Origin of the sequence: Sphingobacterium sp. InxBP1, assembly GCF_026191775.1 — a bacterium.
Lineage (GTDB): Bacteria > Bacteroidota > Bacteroidia > Sphingobacteriales > Sphingobacteriaceae > Sphingobacterium > Sphingobacterium thalpophilum.
The window spans coordinates 1-13,732 of sequence record NZ_JAINDX010000029.1 but is presented as its reverse complement, the minus strand read 5'-3'; the positions used below and the strand labels follow the sequence as shown (position 1 = coordinate 13,732).

Genomic DNA, 13,732 nt, shown 5'->3' with positions numbered 1-13,732 from the left:
GAGAGTTGGCAGAGTGGTCGAATGCGGCGGTCTTGAAAACCGTTAACTGTCACAGGTTCGGGGGTTCGAATCCCTCACTCTCCGCACAAGAGGCCTTTCAGCAATGAAAGGCTTTTTCGGTTCTATATGGATTCGAACCAGTAGGGTTGGCCGGGTTCGAACTTTATCATCGCAGACATTAGCATGGGGATGTGGGACGCGATAAATCCCTCACTCTCCGCTGAAAATCCCTAATCGAAAGATGAAGGGATTTTTTATTTTAAAGACAAGTTGATTCAAATCAAAAGGGCTGACCGGCGTTCGAAGGCTATCATAACAGGTCATATACCCACCTCAAAGCATTTCAACCAGCTGAATCCGATTGCCGCGGGTATCATCAAAGGCCGCAAGTTTTACCGTTTCCATTTCAGTTGGCGCCACACTAATAATGTGCATGGCATCGGAATACGCCTGACGTCGGATTCTTAGGATCGATTAGTATAAAGCTCTCTTTTTTCCTAAGTTAAAAAAACACATTACAAAGTCTTTACTACGCTGATCGGTCATGACATACGGGTTTCTGATTTTCGGACCAATCGCAGCGCTCAAAACAATAATTTAGCAGTTTTAGTTAAAGGTATATGGAAAAAGCGGCCATTTCGCATCATATTCATGAGTAACAATAAATTTATAACCTAAAAGCGACGAGCATGGCAGAATTAAATCAAAAAGTACCTGAAAACGGCAAGAAAAAAATCAGAAGTACAAAGTTAGCACCTAAGGTGGATCTGACTGCGATGGTTGATCTCGCATTCCTTTTAATCACCTTTTTTATGCTAACCACTACATTAAACAAACCGGCGGCGATGGATATCGCGATGCCTGACAAGAGCAAGGATAATACACCACCTCTTCTGATTGATGAAAACCGTACCGCAACCATCATTTTGGGCGAAGGGAAATTTATGTGGTATCATGGCGATTTCCAAAAACCGATCGCCTTTTCGGAAAAACCAGCTAACTTGGAAAAAGGGCTTACCTCCGTGATTGCACAATTAAAAGCGACAATCAGCAGTATGCCCGGTGCCAAAGATATGATCGTTCTTATTAAGCCAAGCAAAGAGGCCCGGACCAAAGATGTGGTTCTTACTATAGATCTGCTCAAGCAGCAACAGATCTCCCGTTATGTAATTGGCAAACCCCATACCGACGAAGAAAAGCATTTATTGGCATCTATTCATTGAGGTATAAGACGACGGACAGATGCCCATTTAGGTGCATCTGTCTGAGCTGATACTCGTTCTGATTAGCGTTTGTCCAAATTCTCCCAATAACGTTCTACACTTTCTTTTACTTCTGTCGGCAAGGAGACATAATTGTCCGAGTAAGATGTTTTTTGATAACCATCATCCACATCCGCCCGCAAACGATAAAACTGTCCTTTATATAAGATCAATGCAATACAGCTCAACTGCTGTTGCACATTATCCTTTGGATGTCTAGAATAAATAAATAGAGCATCTAACCGTCCGTCTTTATCAGCGTCAAAAAAAGCTTTTCGCGACTCCCAGACAGACGTAATAATACCATCTTCCTGGATGCTTTCTTCGACGACCGGCACCCACATCCCGTGTTTTCGTTGAAATTGCTGTACATATAGGCGATCCGGATCAGCCCCTCGTTCTTCCTTTGAAAACACAATATAGTTATCTTCCCTCGCAGTCTCAATGTGTTCCACCTGCAGAACACGCTTTCCCTTAAATGGAAAACCTGAGGACTCAAAATTTTCTTTGTTAACACCGATATTTGTAATCTGTGCTTGTGTAGTATATCCTCCCATTAAAAATAGGATAAACCAGAAGTACTTTCCCATATATTTTCCCCTAAATGTTTAATTAAATTACTGACAATAAAACACAATTGCAACATATTCTCCGGCAACTTTACATCCATATGATCCAACTCTGGTCTAATCTTAGTAATTTTATTCTGTCAAATCAAGGTTATAATGGAAAAATCACCACATCAGAAGAAGCTGGACATCCAAGATATCGACGACATCAAAATGCTCGTCGATCAATTTTATGACGCTGTTCGTCGTGATCATCTGATTGGTCCTGTTTTCCATGAGCGCATACAAGACAACTGGCCTATGCACCTACAAAAAATGTACAGCTTCTGGCAGACCGTTCTCTTAGATGAGCACACCTATTTTGGCAGTCCCTTTCCACCACATATCAACCTACCGATTGATGCACAACACTTCGAACGATGGCTTCAGCTATTTGAAGCTACGGTAGATCGTTTATATTCCGGCGAAAAAGCAAATGAAGCTAAATGGCGAGCAAAAAAAATGGCCCAAATGTTCCAATTCAAAAAAGAATATTTCAATGCCAATCCCAAGAGAAAGCCACTTATATAGCCGCTTGTAAACCACAATCGCTATACGATTCCACAAACCATAACTATTTTTAAGCAAGTCCTAAAGCTGTTGCGCACACCGCTGTACTTTACCGTACTTATGTTACTAATTCGTCATACGGAACAGACAGATCCTCCCTATATCGACAAACAGATACTGAAATCCGACTTAACATAAATAAGGGTAGCGGAGAAAAAAAATGTCTTTTACCTATCCAGAACCCCCGATTTCACGATACAATGCCGCATTCGTTGGTAAGTCCGCTCAATATCATGATCCAGCCCGATAGAAAAACGAATCAGTCCGTCCGAAATACCCATAGCTAATCGTTCGTCTTCAGGTATTTCAGAGGACGTTGAACTGCCCGAACAGGAAAATAATGTTTTGTAAAAACCTAGACTTACGGCGAGGTAGCCTAGATTCTCCTTCTGCATTAGCTCCATTAGCGTATTCGCCCCGTCCGTCGTGCCTGCATCCAGTGTCATAATCCCACCGAATCCATATGCGGCATGCATCATGGTTTTCATCAGCTCATGATTTCTATGGGATACCAGTCCAGGATAAGAAATTCGAAGCCCATCCCGCTCTAAACGTTCGGCAAGATATTGAGCATTATAACTATGCTGTTTCATACGAATATGAAGTGTGCGTAAGTTTTTCAGAATACTGGCCGAGCGTATGCTATCCATCGTAGGTCCGAGCAACATGGAGGCTCCATAGTTTACGTTTTTTGTATCGTCGACAAATTCTTGGGAACCACAATAAACACCCCCCACAGTGTCACTACTACCATTGATAAATTTAGTCAAGCTGTGGATCACGATATCAGCCCCGAATAGTATTGGCGATATGGACAAAGGCGAAAATGTGTTGTCTACAACCAGCTTGAGACCATGCTTTTTACAGATTTCACTCAGCTTCCTCAAATCCGCAACTTCCAATAGGGGATTACTGATGCTTTCACAATAGATTACTTTCGTATTTGGACGTATTGCAAGCTCTATTGCCTCAAAATTACTGATATCAACAAAATTTGTTTCGATATGGAAAGGAGGTAAAAAGTTTTTCAGAAAGGCGTAAGTACCGCCATAAATAGTTCGACTAGATAGAATGTGATCGCCGCTCTTACAGAGCTGCAATAGCACAGTTGTTATCGCAGCCATTCCTGATGCGGTCACATTGGCTGCCGCCGTATTTTCAAGCTTGGCAAGTGCCTGTGCCAGATACAGATTCATCGGTGACGAATGCCGCGAATACAGATAGCAGCCATCGGCGTTGCCCTCAAAGGTATCAAACATGGTCTTTGCCGAAAGAAAGGTATAAGTAGAACTATCTGAAATCGATGGATTGACGCCGCCGAATTCTCCGAAATTCTGCAGGTCCTGTATTTCATTTGCCGCATTAAAATCGTTCATATCTTTTTTATTTATAAAATTGACAGATTTAAATTTTTATTACAATGATTTGTAAGTAAATTAGATTATAAATCTAAAATTTAACATAATATCAAAAAATACATCTAAAAACATCTGCAAGCACAGCAGAAACCCGAAAATCTATGTACCTCGACCATACAGATAAAAAACTACTGGCATTACTGCAGCAGGATGCCAAGCAGACAAATAAGGAGCTCTCGTATAAATTGGGGCTGTCTGCGACCGCTGTATATGAGCGCGTCCGCAAGCTCGAAAATACCGGCGTGATTGCTAAATATGTAGCGTTACTCAATAAAAAAAAGATTGCAAAAGATTTTATGGTATTATGTCACATCAAGCTCACGCAACACAAACAGGATTATATTCGTCAATTTGAACGCGAGGTTATGGAACTTCAGGAGGTTTCAGAATGTTTCCATGTAAGTGGCGACTATGATTACATTTTAAAGGTCTGTGTGCGGGACATGGAAGATTATCGTAGCTTTATGCTAACAAAGCTCACATCACTGCAACACATTGCCAGCACCCACAGCTCTTTTATGATCGCAGAAATAAAAAACACATTGGTTATTTCTGTTTAAATCACCTACACGAGAACACCGTTCTTAGAGGCAATAGGCTCCGGTAGGTTTTCCTCCCCGGCCATTTGCAACAGATCAATTTCGATTGTCCTGCAAATGGAGAGCATGGGGATGTCAAACATCAACCCCCCAAAGGGATTTTCCGTATAATCTCCCACCAGTTCCATGACGATATAAATCCATCCTATCACCACACAAAAGGGAATGCTTGTCCAGATGCCCCAATCCCCCAGTTTAGCAAATTCGTTAACCAAGCCAAGAGGTAACAAAAGAATCAAAATCACATTAAACACAAATGCAGTGCTGGCAAACTGTCTTGGCGACGGAAACTTTTTGATGCGTTCGGCCTGACCCTGATAATCGTAAAATTGATTGAGGCAAGTCTGCAATTGTGTTTGATTAAAATCAGAGATAATCTGATCATTTTTTAGTGAATTGACATCCTTGGCCTGCTGGGCAATCAGGTGGGTAGCAAAGTTCTTATAGGTCGACTGTAATTCAAATTCTTCTGCAGCGAGATATTTATGCAAAAAAATTGGCGTACGGCTATAGTCGGGAAATCCAGCTTTGATTAGCCTATGCCGCTTTACGTTCATTGCGCCAATATGCTTTTTCATGCTGATATGCTCCCATTCGGTCGGAATGAGCAACTGCTCACGAAACTGGTAGAGCCATGCAATATGTCGGTAGGTCATTTTTCTGCGTCTTTCCTCCAACTGATCCTGGTCACCCTGTTGGGTATTAAAAGCATACAGCATCGCTCCAAACGACCGGCTTGCATTGACAATCCCACCCCATATTTTTCGAGCCTCCCAAAGACGGTCATAGGCCTGATTATTTTTGAATCCCACATAAAAAGCTTCTGCCGTTCCGATCAGGGCAACTGGTACCCACGGAATGATCATCCATTGCCAGTTGAAAAAATAATAAATCACAGCAACTAAAGAACACCATCCCGTAAGCCAAATCAAATGCACTCCAGCAAGATTGAATATCTGTTTGTAATTAAAATACTTGGTTGTAATCATATAATATTCTCATTTTAATCCATAAAGCGCTGTTTGTTTATTGTAAATTACGTACGCTTCAATCAAATTAAGAAGCCTTGTGTTCCAAATTGCTTAATCAACTCCTTCGCATCGCGTTCCGCAATATGCTCTTCTACTTCATAATTGTCCAATAAAAAGGCCGTGATACTCTCTACATTAAATTCTTTCCCTTGCAATTCCAGCCAAACCTGTACTGCTGTTTCATTGAAGGTGAAGATCCTATCCGTATCTTCACGATTTTTATTAGGGTCGACTAATATGTTCTTGTCCCCTAATTTGCGTAACTGTAAATCTGACCTTAATTTCATTTTCCTATGGCTTGGTATACTCTATGACAGTCAAACCCGTTATTTGGTTTTCATCCGTATATCAAATCTACGATTTTATAAGACATGTATTTTCGGCGGAACAGCATTTTTTTATACATTGTGGATTCACCTCCACACCGACATAAAACAAAACGCGGACTAGCAAAAGCACTCCCATGGAATTAAAGCTTAATGCTTCAAGAAGGCCATATTTCTGTGCATTGACTCACCTGCAGTGAGTCAATGGTTTCGACCTAAAATTAGTATCGGTATCAGGCGGAGCAAACAATGAATAGATATACCTTCTGAAAAATTTTCCAAGATTTGTACAACGGCAGGGGGGTACTTTCAAAGCATGCCCCCGGCAATCTTGTAGGTGGCTGTGATCAGCTTATCTTTTGAAGCCTGCCGGATGGATTAGGATATTTTCATCGTTCCTTTCTCTCTCAAACTGATATGCCAGCTGAATGCTTCTTCCAGTAAATGCGGTGTATGTCCGCCACGTTCACAGGCGCGATGGTAGTAATCTCTGAGCTGTGCTTTATAGTCAGGGTGTACACAATTTTCAATGATGACCTTTGCCCGTTCGCGAGGGGCAAGACCACGCAGGTCCGCTAGTCCGTAGTCAGTCACCAAAATATCCACGTCGTGTTCGGTATGGTCTACATGGGATACCATCGGAACAATATGGGAAATTGTATCCCCTTTGGATGCTGCTTGTGTCACAAAAATGCTGAGATAGGCATTGCGTGCAAAATCGCCGGAGCCCCCGATACCGTTCATGATATTTGTACCCGAAGTATGCGTTGAATTCACATTACCATAGATGTCAAATTCAATCGCTGTATTAATGGCAATAATCCCCAGACGTTTGATCAATCCCGGCGTATTCGAAATATTCTGAGGCCGGAGCACAATCTTGTCACGGTATTTGTCCAAATGATCAAATACCCGGGAATAGCATTCTGCCGATACCGTAATGGAAGATGCCGATGCAAAATCCAGTTTTCCAGCATCGATCAAGTCGAATGTACTATCCTGTAGTACTTCGGAAAACATAGTCAAATTATGAAACTTGCTGTGGATAAATCCGGTTAACACCGCATTCGCGACCTTGCCTATTCCAGCTTGCAGCGGCATCAAGCTCTCAGATAGGTGTCCCAGCTTGACTTCATTTTCGAAAAAATGTAAAATATGCTGCGCAATGGCCGTTGTTTTTACATCAGGTTCGGCAATATCCGCCGGACTGTCCAATTCATTCGTAAAAACGATCCCGACAATCTTACCCGGATCCAAAGGAATCGTCTTACGGCCGATTTTATTTTCAGGAGCAACTATTGGAATCACATTTCGGCGCGGATAGTCCTCTGCCTGATAAATATCATGTATTCCTTTAATAGCTGTTGGAATTGCGGTGTTGACTTCCAAAATTACTTGTTTGGCCAAAGCTGCGAAGGTAGCGGAATTTCCGACAGAAGTGGTAGGGACAATGCTTCCATCCGACTCGATAGCCGCCACTTCCAATACGGCAATATCGACCTGTGGTAGATTTTTGTTGTGAAGCAATTCTGCCGTTTCGCTTAAATGCTGATCGATAAACAAGACCTCTCCCACATTGATCTTGTTGCGAAGCGTACGATCTACCTGAAACGGCATACGCTTAGACAAGGCGCCAGCTTCTGCCAATTTGCCGTCGGTACCATGTCCCAATGACGCTCCTGTAATCAAAGTTACTTTTAAAGGTTCTGTTTTGGCCCGCTCGGCCAAAGCGGGTAATACCACCTTACTATCACCAGCCTTGGTAAAACCGCTTGATCCGACGACCATGCCGTTTTTAAATAGATTTGCTGCTTCAGTAGCTGTAATAACTTTATCGTGTAAACTCTGAATTTTTATTCTTTCATAAGCCATAACAGTATAATTTAATTTGATACGGTATCTATGTAAACTTAATAAATTGGGCGCTATTTATATGTCTCATTTTAAAACATATTACGCTCATAGTCTATTTCTGAACAAACAATTTTAACATTTTTTTCCTCGACAGAATTATTCCCATTCGACACAAAATTATTCATTCAGGTCTTACTAATAACAAAAAACTGTAAATCAGTAAGTTATATATTAAAATTAAAATAACCTTATTTTAATTTTAATATACGTATTCATTATCTAACTGACTATCAATTCAATAAGAATATCACATCTATAATCAAGTGAGTAAATACTGACTACTTAAACTTTTAACTGTAATTTTACTGTAAGCATACACTCACTTTAGCTAAGCAGACAGTCGTCTAGTAAAAAAGTCTTACCTTTGCAATGTAGTTTTTATAGAGAAAATGAACATAAAAGACACAACGGAAGAGGCAAAATATGTCAACCGCTATTACATGACAGAGGTCGATTCTTTTGAGGATAGCATTTACTGTCATCACGCGATCATTGCTGAAAGCCATATTACAGAGCACTCCCATGATAAGGACCAATTTTTATATACGGAAGGTGGCGTTGTCTTTATAAAAACCGATGAAAAGTCTTATTTTCTACCGGCTAGGCATTACCTATGGATTCCTGCAGGTGTAAAACACAGTATACATCCAAGTACACCTGAAGTTGTTATGCGCAATCTTTATTTTCCGAAAACAGCCAGTGATACGGCATTTTACAGCAAGATGGGCATTTATCCAGTGAATGATCTGCTTATTGAATTAATTATGTTTACCAACCGCTGGAATGGCAATATATTTCCTGTTGAAGAACCGAAATACAGCATAGCAACAGCGTTTAAACTCATTCTCCCGGAGTTATCCCTACACGAGCTTCCATTGGCTTTACCCTACCCGAATCATCAAAAACTAAAAGATATAGTCCGGTACCTGGAAGAAAATATCGAAGAGAATGTAAGTTTTAAAAAACTCGCTGGCCTTTTCAACATCAGCGAACGTACCTTAGCGCGATTGTTTCAAAAGGAGTTGAATATGTCCTTTATTCAATACTATACAATATTGCGTATGCTGACAGCCCTGAAACTGCTACTGGACGAAAAGCTGAGCGTCAATGAAGTCGCTTTGAAAGTTGGATACAACAGCTTACCTACCTTTAGTAATACCTTCAATAAGGTTGTCGGTATCCGTCCGAGCGAATATGTCAAACAAAAAGAATTGTTAATTTAAAAATGTTTCCCTAATTTAGGTCAATAAACCTAATTCAGGATGAAATTTAAACATATAATCTATAGTGCTGGAATTTTATTACTTAGCACCTCCTTATTTGCCCATTCTCAAGATAAAAAACCAAAACCCATTCAGTTATTCAATGGGAAAGATTTAAAGAACTGGACCCCAAAAATACGGAACCATCAAGTCGGGGATAATTATAAAAATACATTTCGAGTAGAAGATGGTCTGTTAAAAGTAAGATATGACGGATACGACAATTTTAATTTTCAGTATGGTCATTTGTTTTATAACAAGGAATTCTCTGCCTATTTGTTACGCGTCACCTATCGATTCGTAGGTGAACAGGCACCCGGTGGAGAAGGCTGGGCTTGGCGCAATAGCGGAGCGATGCTGCACGGCCAGGATCCCAAAACAATGGGCGTGGACCAAGATTTCCCGATATCTATCGAAGGACAGCTCTTGGGCGGGAATGGAAAAGATGAACGCACTACAAGTAATCTCTGTACACCCGGGACGAACGTTGTTATCGACAATCGACTATTTACGCCACACTGCCTGAGTTCAAAATCAAAAACATATGCTGGGGACCAATGGGTTACAGCAGACTTTCTCGTCTTAGGAGACTCTTTAGTACAGCATATTATCGAAGACAAGGTTGTGTTACAGTATACAAAGCCTCAGATCGGTGGCGGCAACGTCACGGACTTTAACCCGGCAGTTAAAAGGGATGGCCAATTATTGAAAAAAGGTACCATTTCACTTCAAAGTGAAAGCCATCCTATTGACTTCAAAAAAGTTGAGCTTTATGATCTCGAACCGTATATGAAGGATTCTAATAAACTTAAAAAAGTCATCGCTGAGTTGCTGCCCAACCTACAGCAATAAGAGATAAAACTACTCTGAAAAAGTAATAGTAATAAAAAAAGCATCGTTCATGATGCTTTTTTTATTACTATTCGCTTGGAAAGAGAAATCCAAAGTATATAACATAAAGAAAAGGGATACAGCATGCTGTACCCCTCAATATCTATACAGAAAGCTTATGCTAAACCGTTAACGAATTTAGTTAACTTCGATTTGTTGTTAGAAGCTTTCTTTTTGTGGATCACATTTTTCTTTGCCAAACGATCAAGCATAGAAATTACGCGAGGCAATAATGCTTTTGCATCTTCTGCTGAAGTAGTATTACGTAATTTTTTGATTGCGTTACGTGTAGTTTTTGCTTGGTAACGGTTTCTTAAACGTTTAGTAGCGTTTGCTCTAATTCTTTTGATCGCTGATTTATGATTTGCCATTTTTTTTAGCTAATTTTTTATTCTATTTTTCTTGTAATTCGGACTGCAAAAATAACACCTTATTTCCAATATTCAAAATCTATTTTATTTTTTAGGTTTAGTATATTTGCCCTATGCAGAAATTATCGATGGATGAACTTCAACGCGCAGACGTTGAATCGTTTAAAAAACAAGAGAAAACTCCTATTGCGATCGTTTTGGATAACGTACGCAGCATGCATAATGTAGGCTCGGCCTTCCGTACAGCTGACGGATTTGCTATTGAAAAAATATACTTATGCGGGATCACCGGTACACCACCACATAGGGAGATTGAAAAAACAGCATTGGGAGCGACTCAATCTGTCACTTGGGAATATCATAAAGAAACTGCTACTGTCGTAGACCAGCTGCGTGCTGATAATTATATCATAGTTGCTATCGAACAAGCGGATGATAGCGTCATGTTACACCAATTTGAACCCGATACCGAAAAAAAATACGCACTCATCTTTGGTAATGAAGTCAATGGTGTCGACGAGGAAGTAATGAAAAGAATTGACATTTGCCTTGAAATTCCCCAATATGGAACGAAACATTCCTTTAATGTATCTGTCGCAATAGGCATTATCCTTTGGGATTTTATCCAAAAACGCAATCTTAAGTAAAATTTTATCAATAATGGCCACATTCCTACCTACATTTACTTCCATTTTAGAAAGCAAAATAGTAGATTTGTGTGCAAAATTTAAAGAAGAAATGAGTGTATTAGTTAATAAAGATTCAAAAGTAATCGTTCAGGGATTTACTGGAAACGAAGGGACTTACCATGCTACTCAGATGATTGAGTACGGAACAAATGTAGTTGGTGGTGTGACTCCGGGTAAAGGAGGTCAACAGCACTTAGACCGTCCTGTATTCAATACTGTTCAAGATGCAGTAGATGCTACAGGAGCTAATGTTTCTATTATCTTTGTACCTCCAGCATTTGCTGCAGATGCGATCATGGAAGCTGCAGCTGCTGGTATCGAAGTGATCGTATGTATCACTGAAGGTATTCCTACAAAAGACATGATCCAGGTAAAATCATACTTGAGCGATAAAAAATCCCGCTTAATCGGTCCAAACTGCCCTGGTATCATTACAGCAGGTGAGGCTAAAATTGGTATCATGCCAGGATTTATCTTCAAAAAAGGTAACGTCGGTGTTGTTTCTAAATCAGGAACATTAACTTACGAAGCAGTAGATCAGACTGTAAAAGCTGGATTAGGAATCACAACAGCAATCGGAATCGGGGGTGACCCAATTATCGGTACGACAACAAAAGAAGCTGTTGAATTATTAATGAATGACCCTGAAACTGAAGCTATCATTATGATCGGCGAAATCGGTGGTGGAATGGAAGCTGAAGCCGCCCGTTGGATTAAAGAAAATGGCACTAAGCCTGTTGTTGGATTTATTGCCGGCCAAACAGCGCCTCCGGGACGTCGCATGGGCCACGCTGGTGCAATCGTGGGGGGGGCAGATGACACAGCTGCTGCTAAGATGAAAATTATGCGTGAGTGTGGAATCCGTGTTGTCGAATCTCCGGCTGAAATCGGAAAAGCAATTGCTGAAGAATTAGCTAAATAATGTTACATACAATTCACAGTATAAAAAAGCGGGACCCCAATCGGTTCCCGCTTTTTTATTCATAGATCCCCTTTCCGAATATTACATAGGCATAGCTTCATCGGCCGAAGGTCCATATAATCCCGGCACCGCAATATTTAATAGCCGCAAATAAACTGACAGCTGTCCTCGATGGTGAACAATATGATTATTAACGATAAAACGCATCGCTCCGGCACGAGGCAGCCGGGCTACTTCGTAATCACCAGCTTTTAGCACCCAATCTTTAAACCATTCTTCATCGGCCATTGTCTCAATCACGGCTTTATTTGCTTCAAGACCTTCCGATAGAATGCTTTTTAGGTCTCCTATCGAAGCTACTCTAAGCGGCGTGTAATCCGATTTCAAATCAAACACATCCTTGGGTATAGCTTTAGATACCCAGTTATGTAGTTCAACGATATGGGCTGCCAATTCGCCAAGACTCATTGATTTCTGATGTGGGCGCCAGTCCAGGTTGTCATCCGGTATCTGATCTAAAATACGACGTGTATTTTTTGTCTCCTGTTCTAGTTCTATTAAATAACTCTTCTTAATGCTCATAATCTTATTAATTCATATATTGAAAATTGGTTAGCGGTGTCACGCTATAAGGAGCATAAACAGCGTTATGCGCCGCTTCCCGTGCTATCTGTCCTTCTATATACGTTACTTTAAGCGGCAAAAAGGTATTGCTTTTGACAGGTTCATGAAATAATGCTTCGTACCAAGTGCAAGCCGCTACAAAACGGCCATAGTCCAAATTTAGATGATATCCATCCCGAGTAAAATTGTCGCCGATGAAACTTGTACGTGCATTTTGTACCGCTGTGCCCGAAGGCACCAGTAGTTCAAAATTTCCCCAGTTAAACACCTCCGCTGATGTTTTCACAATATCTGCATACATCTGCTCTTGGCTACGGTTATATCTAACAAACCCTTCATGGGTCGAACCATTTTGATAGGCCCAGGTTTGGTGCAATATATACTTGGTTTCTGGGAACTTTACCTGTTTGGTAACATAATCATATAAAATGGGCAAATCTTTTGCATAGGACTCATAATTGCCGGATAACGGGCTCGCTTGCTGAAAGCTGATGTAATCCCAGGCTTCATCCTTAAGGGCGTCCGAAAGCTTTTCCTTGGCCTTCTCCGACATTTGTCCATCGAGATTGATTTTCCGATATCGATAAGCTGGCTTATCCTCCTTTGCGTTGTTGACATGCAGACTTAGGGGCGCTCCACCGATATACAGATTACCAATGACAATCTTCTTTTTTCCAGCCTTAGCTAATTCATAGAGATTCTGCTCTATAGCATCCTCCGAAAAACTATTTCCTATAGCCAATACCCGCAAGACTCCATCGTCTAAGGACTGCGGCTGTGCCTGTGACCGAGTACTCGTAAATAGAAAGATTATTAAAATACTGAGGAAAAATATGTGTTTCGTTTTCATTTTATATTTATTGCACTATTGCTAAAATTAGAGAATATCTTCAACAATTACTAATCAGAATAGGAAAAAGGCCATTCAAATTTGTTCCTTAGAAAGGCGATGAACATCCTTAGCCGTGTTACTATAATCAAAAAGTGCTCTCATATTTTATATAAGCAAGAGGCTCAGCTTCTTAAGGTTAAACCGGAGGTATAGCAAGATCATCTACACGCACATGCGCCGTTTCCGGTATCCGCAGGAGAGCGGTTCACTCGGGTCATCCATCTGAGGAATATAAGGGGCTCAAAACGAAAGAAGCCCTTGACTGTTTCCAGCAAGGGCTTCCGTGTAAAAAAAGGCACCGACCTACTCTCCCACCTGTTACGGCAATACCATCGGCTCTGGCGGGCTTGACT

At 40.8% G+C, this 13,732-nt stretch carries 16 protein-coding genes and 1 tRNA gene; 8 read left to right on the top strand and 9 right to left on the bottom strand.

Going from position 1 to position 13,732, the window contains the following annotated elements; translation table 11 throughout:
- Both K7A41_RS00470 and K7A41_RS00465 read left to right on the top strand, forming a co-directional pair.
- Positions 1 to 84 (top strand) — tRNA-Ser (locus K7A41_RS00470).
- A gap of 605 nt (positions 85 to 689) precedes the next feature.
- Positions 690 to 1,223 carry an ExbD/TolR family protein gene (locus K7A41_RS00465; protein WP_265712137.1) on the top strand — a complete coding sequence of 178 codons (534 nt, stop codon included), beginning with the start codon at positions 690 to 692 and terminating at the stop codon, positions 1,221 to 1,223.
- Between the two features lie 62 nt (positions 1,224 to 1,285).
- Here the strand turns inward: K7A41_RS00465 and K7A41_RS00460 are convergent, their stop codons facing one another.
- Complete coding sequence (locus K7A41_RS00460; RefSeq protein WP_265712136.1) at positions 1,286 to 1,852, bottom strand: hypothetical protein; 567 nt, start codon at positions 1,850 to 1,852, stop codon at positions 1,286 to 1,288.
- Between the two features lie 135 nt (positions 1,853 to 1,987).
- Here K7A41_RS00460 and K7A41_RS00455 point away from each other — a divergent pair, with 135 nt between their 5' ends.
- Positions 1,988 to 2,401, top strand: a complete 414-nt coding sequence (locus tag K7A41_RS00455; protein WP_265712135.1) for a group III truncated hemoglobin — start codon at positions 1,988 to 1,990, stop codon at positions 2,399 to 2,401.
- Positions 2,402 to 2,607: 206 nt separating this feature from the next.
- Here K7A41_RS00455 and K7A41_RS00450 read toward each other — a convergent pair whose 3' ends face one another.
- Positions 2,608 to 3,816 (bottom strand): trans-sulfuration enzyme family protein, encoded by a 1,209-nt coding sequence (locus K7A41_RS00450; protein WP_265712134.1) that lies wholly within the window; start codon positions 3,814 to 3,816, stop codon positions 2,608 to 2,610.
- A 143-nt stretch (positions 3,817 to 3,959) separates the two neighbouring features.
- On the opposite strand from K7A41_RS00450, the gene K7A41_RS00445 reads away from it, so the two are divergent.
- Positions 3,960 to 4,418 carry an Lrp/AsnC family transcriptional regulator gene (locus K7A41_RS00445; protein ID WP_265712133.1) on the top strand — a complete coding sequence of 153 codons (459 nt, stop codon included), beginning with the start codon at positions 3,960 to 3,962 and terminating at the stop codon, positions 4,416 to 4,418.
- 5 nt (positions 4,419 to 4,423) lie between these two features.
- On the opposite strand, the gene K7A41_RS00440 is transcribed toward K7A41_RS00445, so the two are convergent.
- The 3 genes from K7A41_RS00440 to K7A41_RS00430 all read right to left on the bottom strand — a co-directional run bounded on the left by K7A41_RS00440 (position 4,424) and on the right by K7A41_RS00430 (position 7,686).
- Entirely contained in the window at positions 4,424 to 5,446 is a 1,023-nt protein-coding gene (locus K7A41_RS00440) for a bestrophin family protein (protein ID WP_265712132.1), read from the bottom strand.
- 62 nt (positions 5,447 to 5,508) lie between these two features.
- Positions 5,509 to 5,775 (bottom strand): PqqD family protein, encoded by a 267-nt coding sequence (locus K7A41_RS00435; protein ID WP_265712131.1) that lies wholly within the window; start codon positions 5,773 to 5,775, stop codon positions 5,509 to 5,511.
- A gap of 417 nt (positions 5,776 to 6,192) precedes the next feature.
- Complete coding sequence (locus tag K7A41_RS00430) at positions 6,193 to 7,686, bottom strand: succinate CoA transferase (RefSeq protein ID WP_265712130.1); 1,494 nt, start codon at positions 7,684 to 7,686, stop codon at positions 6,193 to 6,195.
- Between the two features lie 431 nt (positions 7,687 to 8,117).
- On the opposite strand from K7A41_RS00430, the gene K7A41_RS00425 reads away from it, so the two are divergent.
- Both K7A41_RS00425 and K7A41_RS00420 read left to right on the top strand, forming a co-directional pair.
- Positions 8,118 to 8,951 (top strand): helix-turn-helix transcriptional regulator, encoded by an 834-nt coding sequence (locus K7A41_RS00425; protein WP_265712129.1) that lies wholly within the window; start codon positions 8,118 to 8,120, stop codon positions 8,949 to 8,951.
- A 39-nt stretch (positions 8,952 to 8,990) separates the two neighbouring features.
- Positions 8,991 to 9,842 carry a 3-keto-disaccharide hydrolase gene (locus tag K7A41_RS00420; RefSeq protein ID WP_265712128.1) on the top strand — a complete coding sequence of 284 codons (852 nt, stop codon included), beginning with the start codon at positions 8,991 to 8,993 and terminating at the stop codon, positions 9,840 to 9,842.
- A gap of 155 nt (positions 9,843 to 9,997) precedes the next feature.
- Here the strand turns inward: K7A41_RS00420 and rpsT are convergent, their stop codons facing one another.
- A complete protein-coding gene (gene rpsT, locus K7A41_RS00415; protein ID WP_028071673.1) occupies positions 9,998 to 10,252 on the bottom strand; it encodes a 30S ribosomal protein S20 in 255 nt (84 codons plus the stop codon).
- 113 nt (positions 10,253 to 10,365) lie between these two features.
- Between rpsT and K7A41_RS00410 the strand changes: the two genes are divergently transcribed.
- Together K7A41_RS00410 and sucD are read left to right on the top strand one after the other, a co-directional pair.
- On the top strand, positions 10,366 to 10,899 hold the full coding sequence (locus tag K7A41_RS00410) for an RNA methyltransferase (RefSeq protein ID WP_265712127.1): 534 nt from the start codon (positions 10,366 to 10,368) through the stop codon (positions 10,897 to 10,899).
- A 91-nt stretch (positions 10,900 to 10,990) separates the two neighbouring features.
- A complete protein-coding gene (sucD, locus tag K7A41_RS00405; RefSeq protein WP_028071671.1) occupies positions 10,991 to 11,863 on the top strand; it encodes a succinate--CoA ligase subunit alpha in 873 nt (290 codons plus the stop codon).
- Between the two features lie 81 nt (positions 11,864 to 11,944).
- Here sucD and K7A41_RS00400 read toward each other — a convergent pair whose 3' ends face one another.
- The 3 genes from K7A41_RS00400 to K7A41_RS00390 form a co-directional block, all read right to left on the bottom strand.
- Positions 11,945 to 12,445 (bottom strand): DinB family protein, encoded by a 501-nt coding sequence (locus K7A41_RS00400; RefSeq protein WP_265712126.1) that lies wholly within the window; start codon positions 12,443 to 12,445, stop codon positions 11,945 to 11,947.
- Between the two features lie 7 nt (positions 12,446 to 12,452).
- On the bottom strand, positions 12,453 to 13,337 hold the full coding sequence (locus tag K7A41_RS00395; protein ID WP_265712125.1) for a DUF4886 domain-containing protein: 885 nt from the start codon (positions 13,335 to 13,337) through the stop codon (positions 12,453 to 12,455).
- Between the two features lie 200 nt (positions 13,338 to 13,537).
- On the bottom strand, positions 13,538 to 13,732 hold a 195-nt coding region (locus K7A41_RS00390), incomplete at its 5' end, for a hypothetical protein (RefSeq protein ID WP_265712124.1).

Excerpts from the sequence above, each read along its gene's own strand:
- K7A41_RS00465 (WP_265712137.1), top strand. The coding sequence starts at position 690 with ATGGCAGAATTAAATCAAAAAGTACCTGAAAACGGCAAGAAAAAAATC.
- K7A41_RS00460 (WP_265712136.1), bottom strand. The coding sequence starts at position 1,852 with ATGGGAAAGTACTTCTGGTTTATCCTATTTTTAATGGGAGGATATACT.
- K7A41_RS00455 (WP_265712135.1), top strand. The coding sequence starts at position 1,988 with ATGGAAAAATCACCACATCAGAAGAAGCTGGACATCCAAGATATCGAC.
- K7A41_RS00450 (WP_265712134.1), bottom strand. The coding sequence starts at position 3,816 with ATGAACGATTTTAATGCGGCAAATGAAATACAGGACCTGCAGAATTTC.
- K7A41_RS00445 (WP_265712133.1), top strand. The coding sequence starts at position 3,960 with ATGTACCTCGACCATACAGATAAAAAACTACTGGCATTACTGCAGCAG.
- K7A41_RS00440 (WP_265712132.1), bottom strand. The coding sequence starts at position 5,446 with ATGATTACAACCAAGTATTTTAATTACAAACAGATATTCAATCTTGCT.
- K7A41_RS00435 (WP_265712131.1), bottom strand. The coding sequence starts at position 5,775 with ATGAAATTAAGGTCAGATTTACAGTTACGCAAATTAGGGGACAAGAAC.
- K7A41_RS00430 (WP_265712130.1), bottom strand. The coding sequence starts at position 7,686 with ATGGCTTATGAAAGAATAAAAATTCAGAGTTTACACGATAAAGTTATT.
- K7A41_RS00425 (WP_265712129.1), top strand. The coding sequence starts at position 8,118 with ATGAACATAAAAGACACAACGGAAGAGGCAAAATATGTCAACCGCTAT.
- K7A41_RS00420 (WP_265712128.1), top strand. The coding sequence starts at position 8,991 with ATGAAATTTAAACATATAATCTATAGTGCTGGAATTTTATTACTTAGC.
- rpsT (WP_028071673.1), bottom strand. The coding sequence starts at position 10,252 with ATGGCAAATCATAAATCAGCGATCAAAAGAATTAGAGCAAACGCTACT.
- K7A41_RS00410 (WP_265712127.1), top strand. The coding sequence starts at position 10,366 with ATGCAGAAATTATCGATGGATGAACTTCAACGCGCAGACGTTGAATCG.
- sucD (WP_028071671.1), top strand. The coding sequence starts at position 10,991 with ATGAGTGTATTAGTTAATAAAGATTCAAAAGTAATCGTTCAGGGATTT.
- K7A41_RS00400 (WP_265712126.1), bottom strand. The coding sequence starts at position 12,445 with ATGAGCATTAAGAAGAGTTATTTAATAGAACTAGAACAGGAGACAAAA.
- K7A41_RS00395 (WP_265712125.1), bottom strand. The coding sequence starts at position 13,337 with ATGAAAACGAAACACATATTTTTCCTCAGTATTTTAATAATCTTTCTA.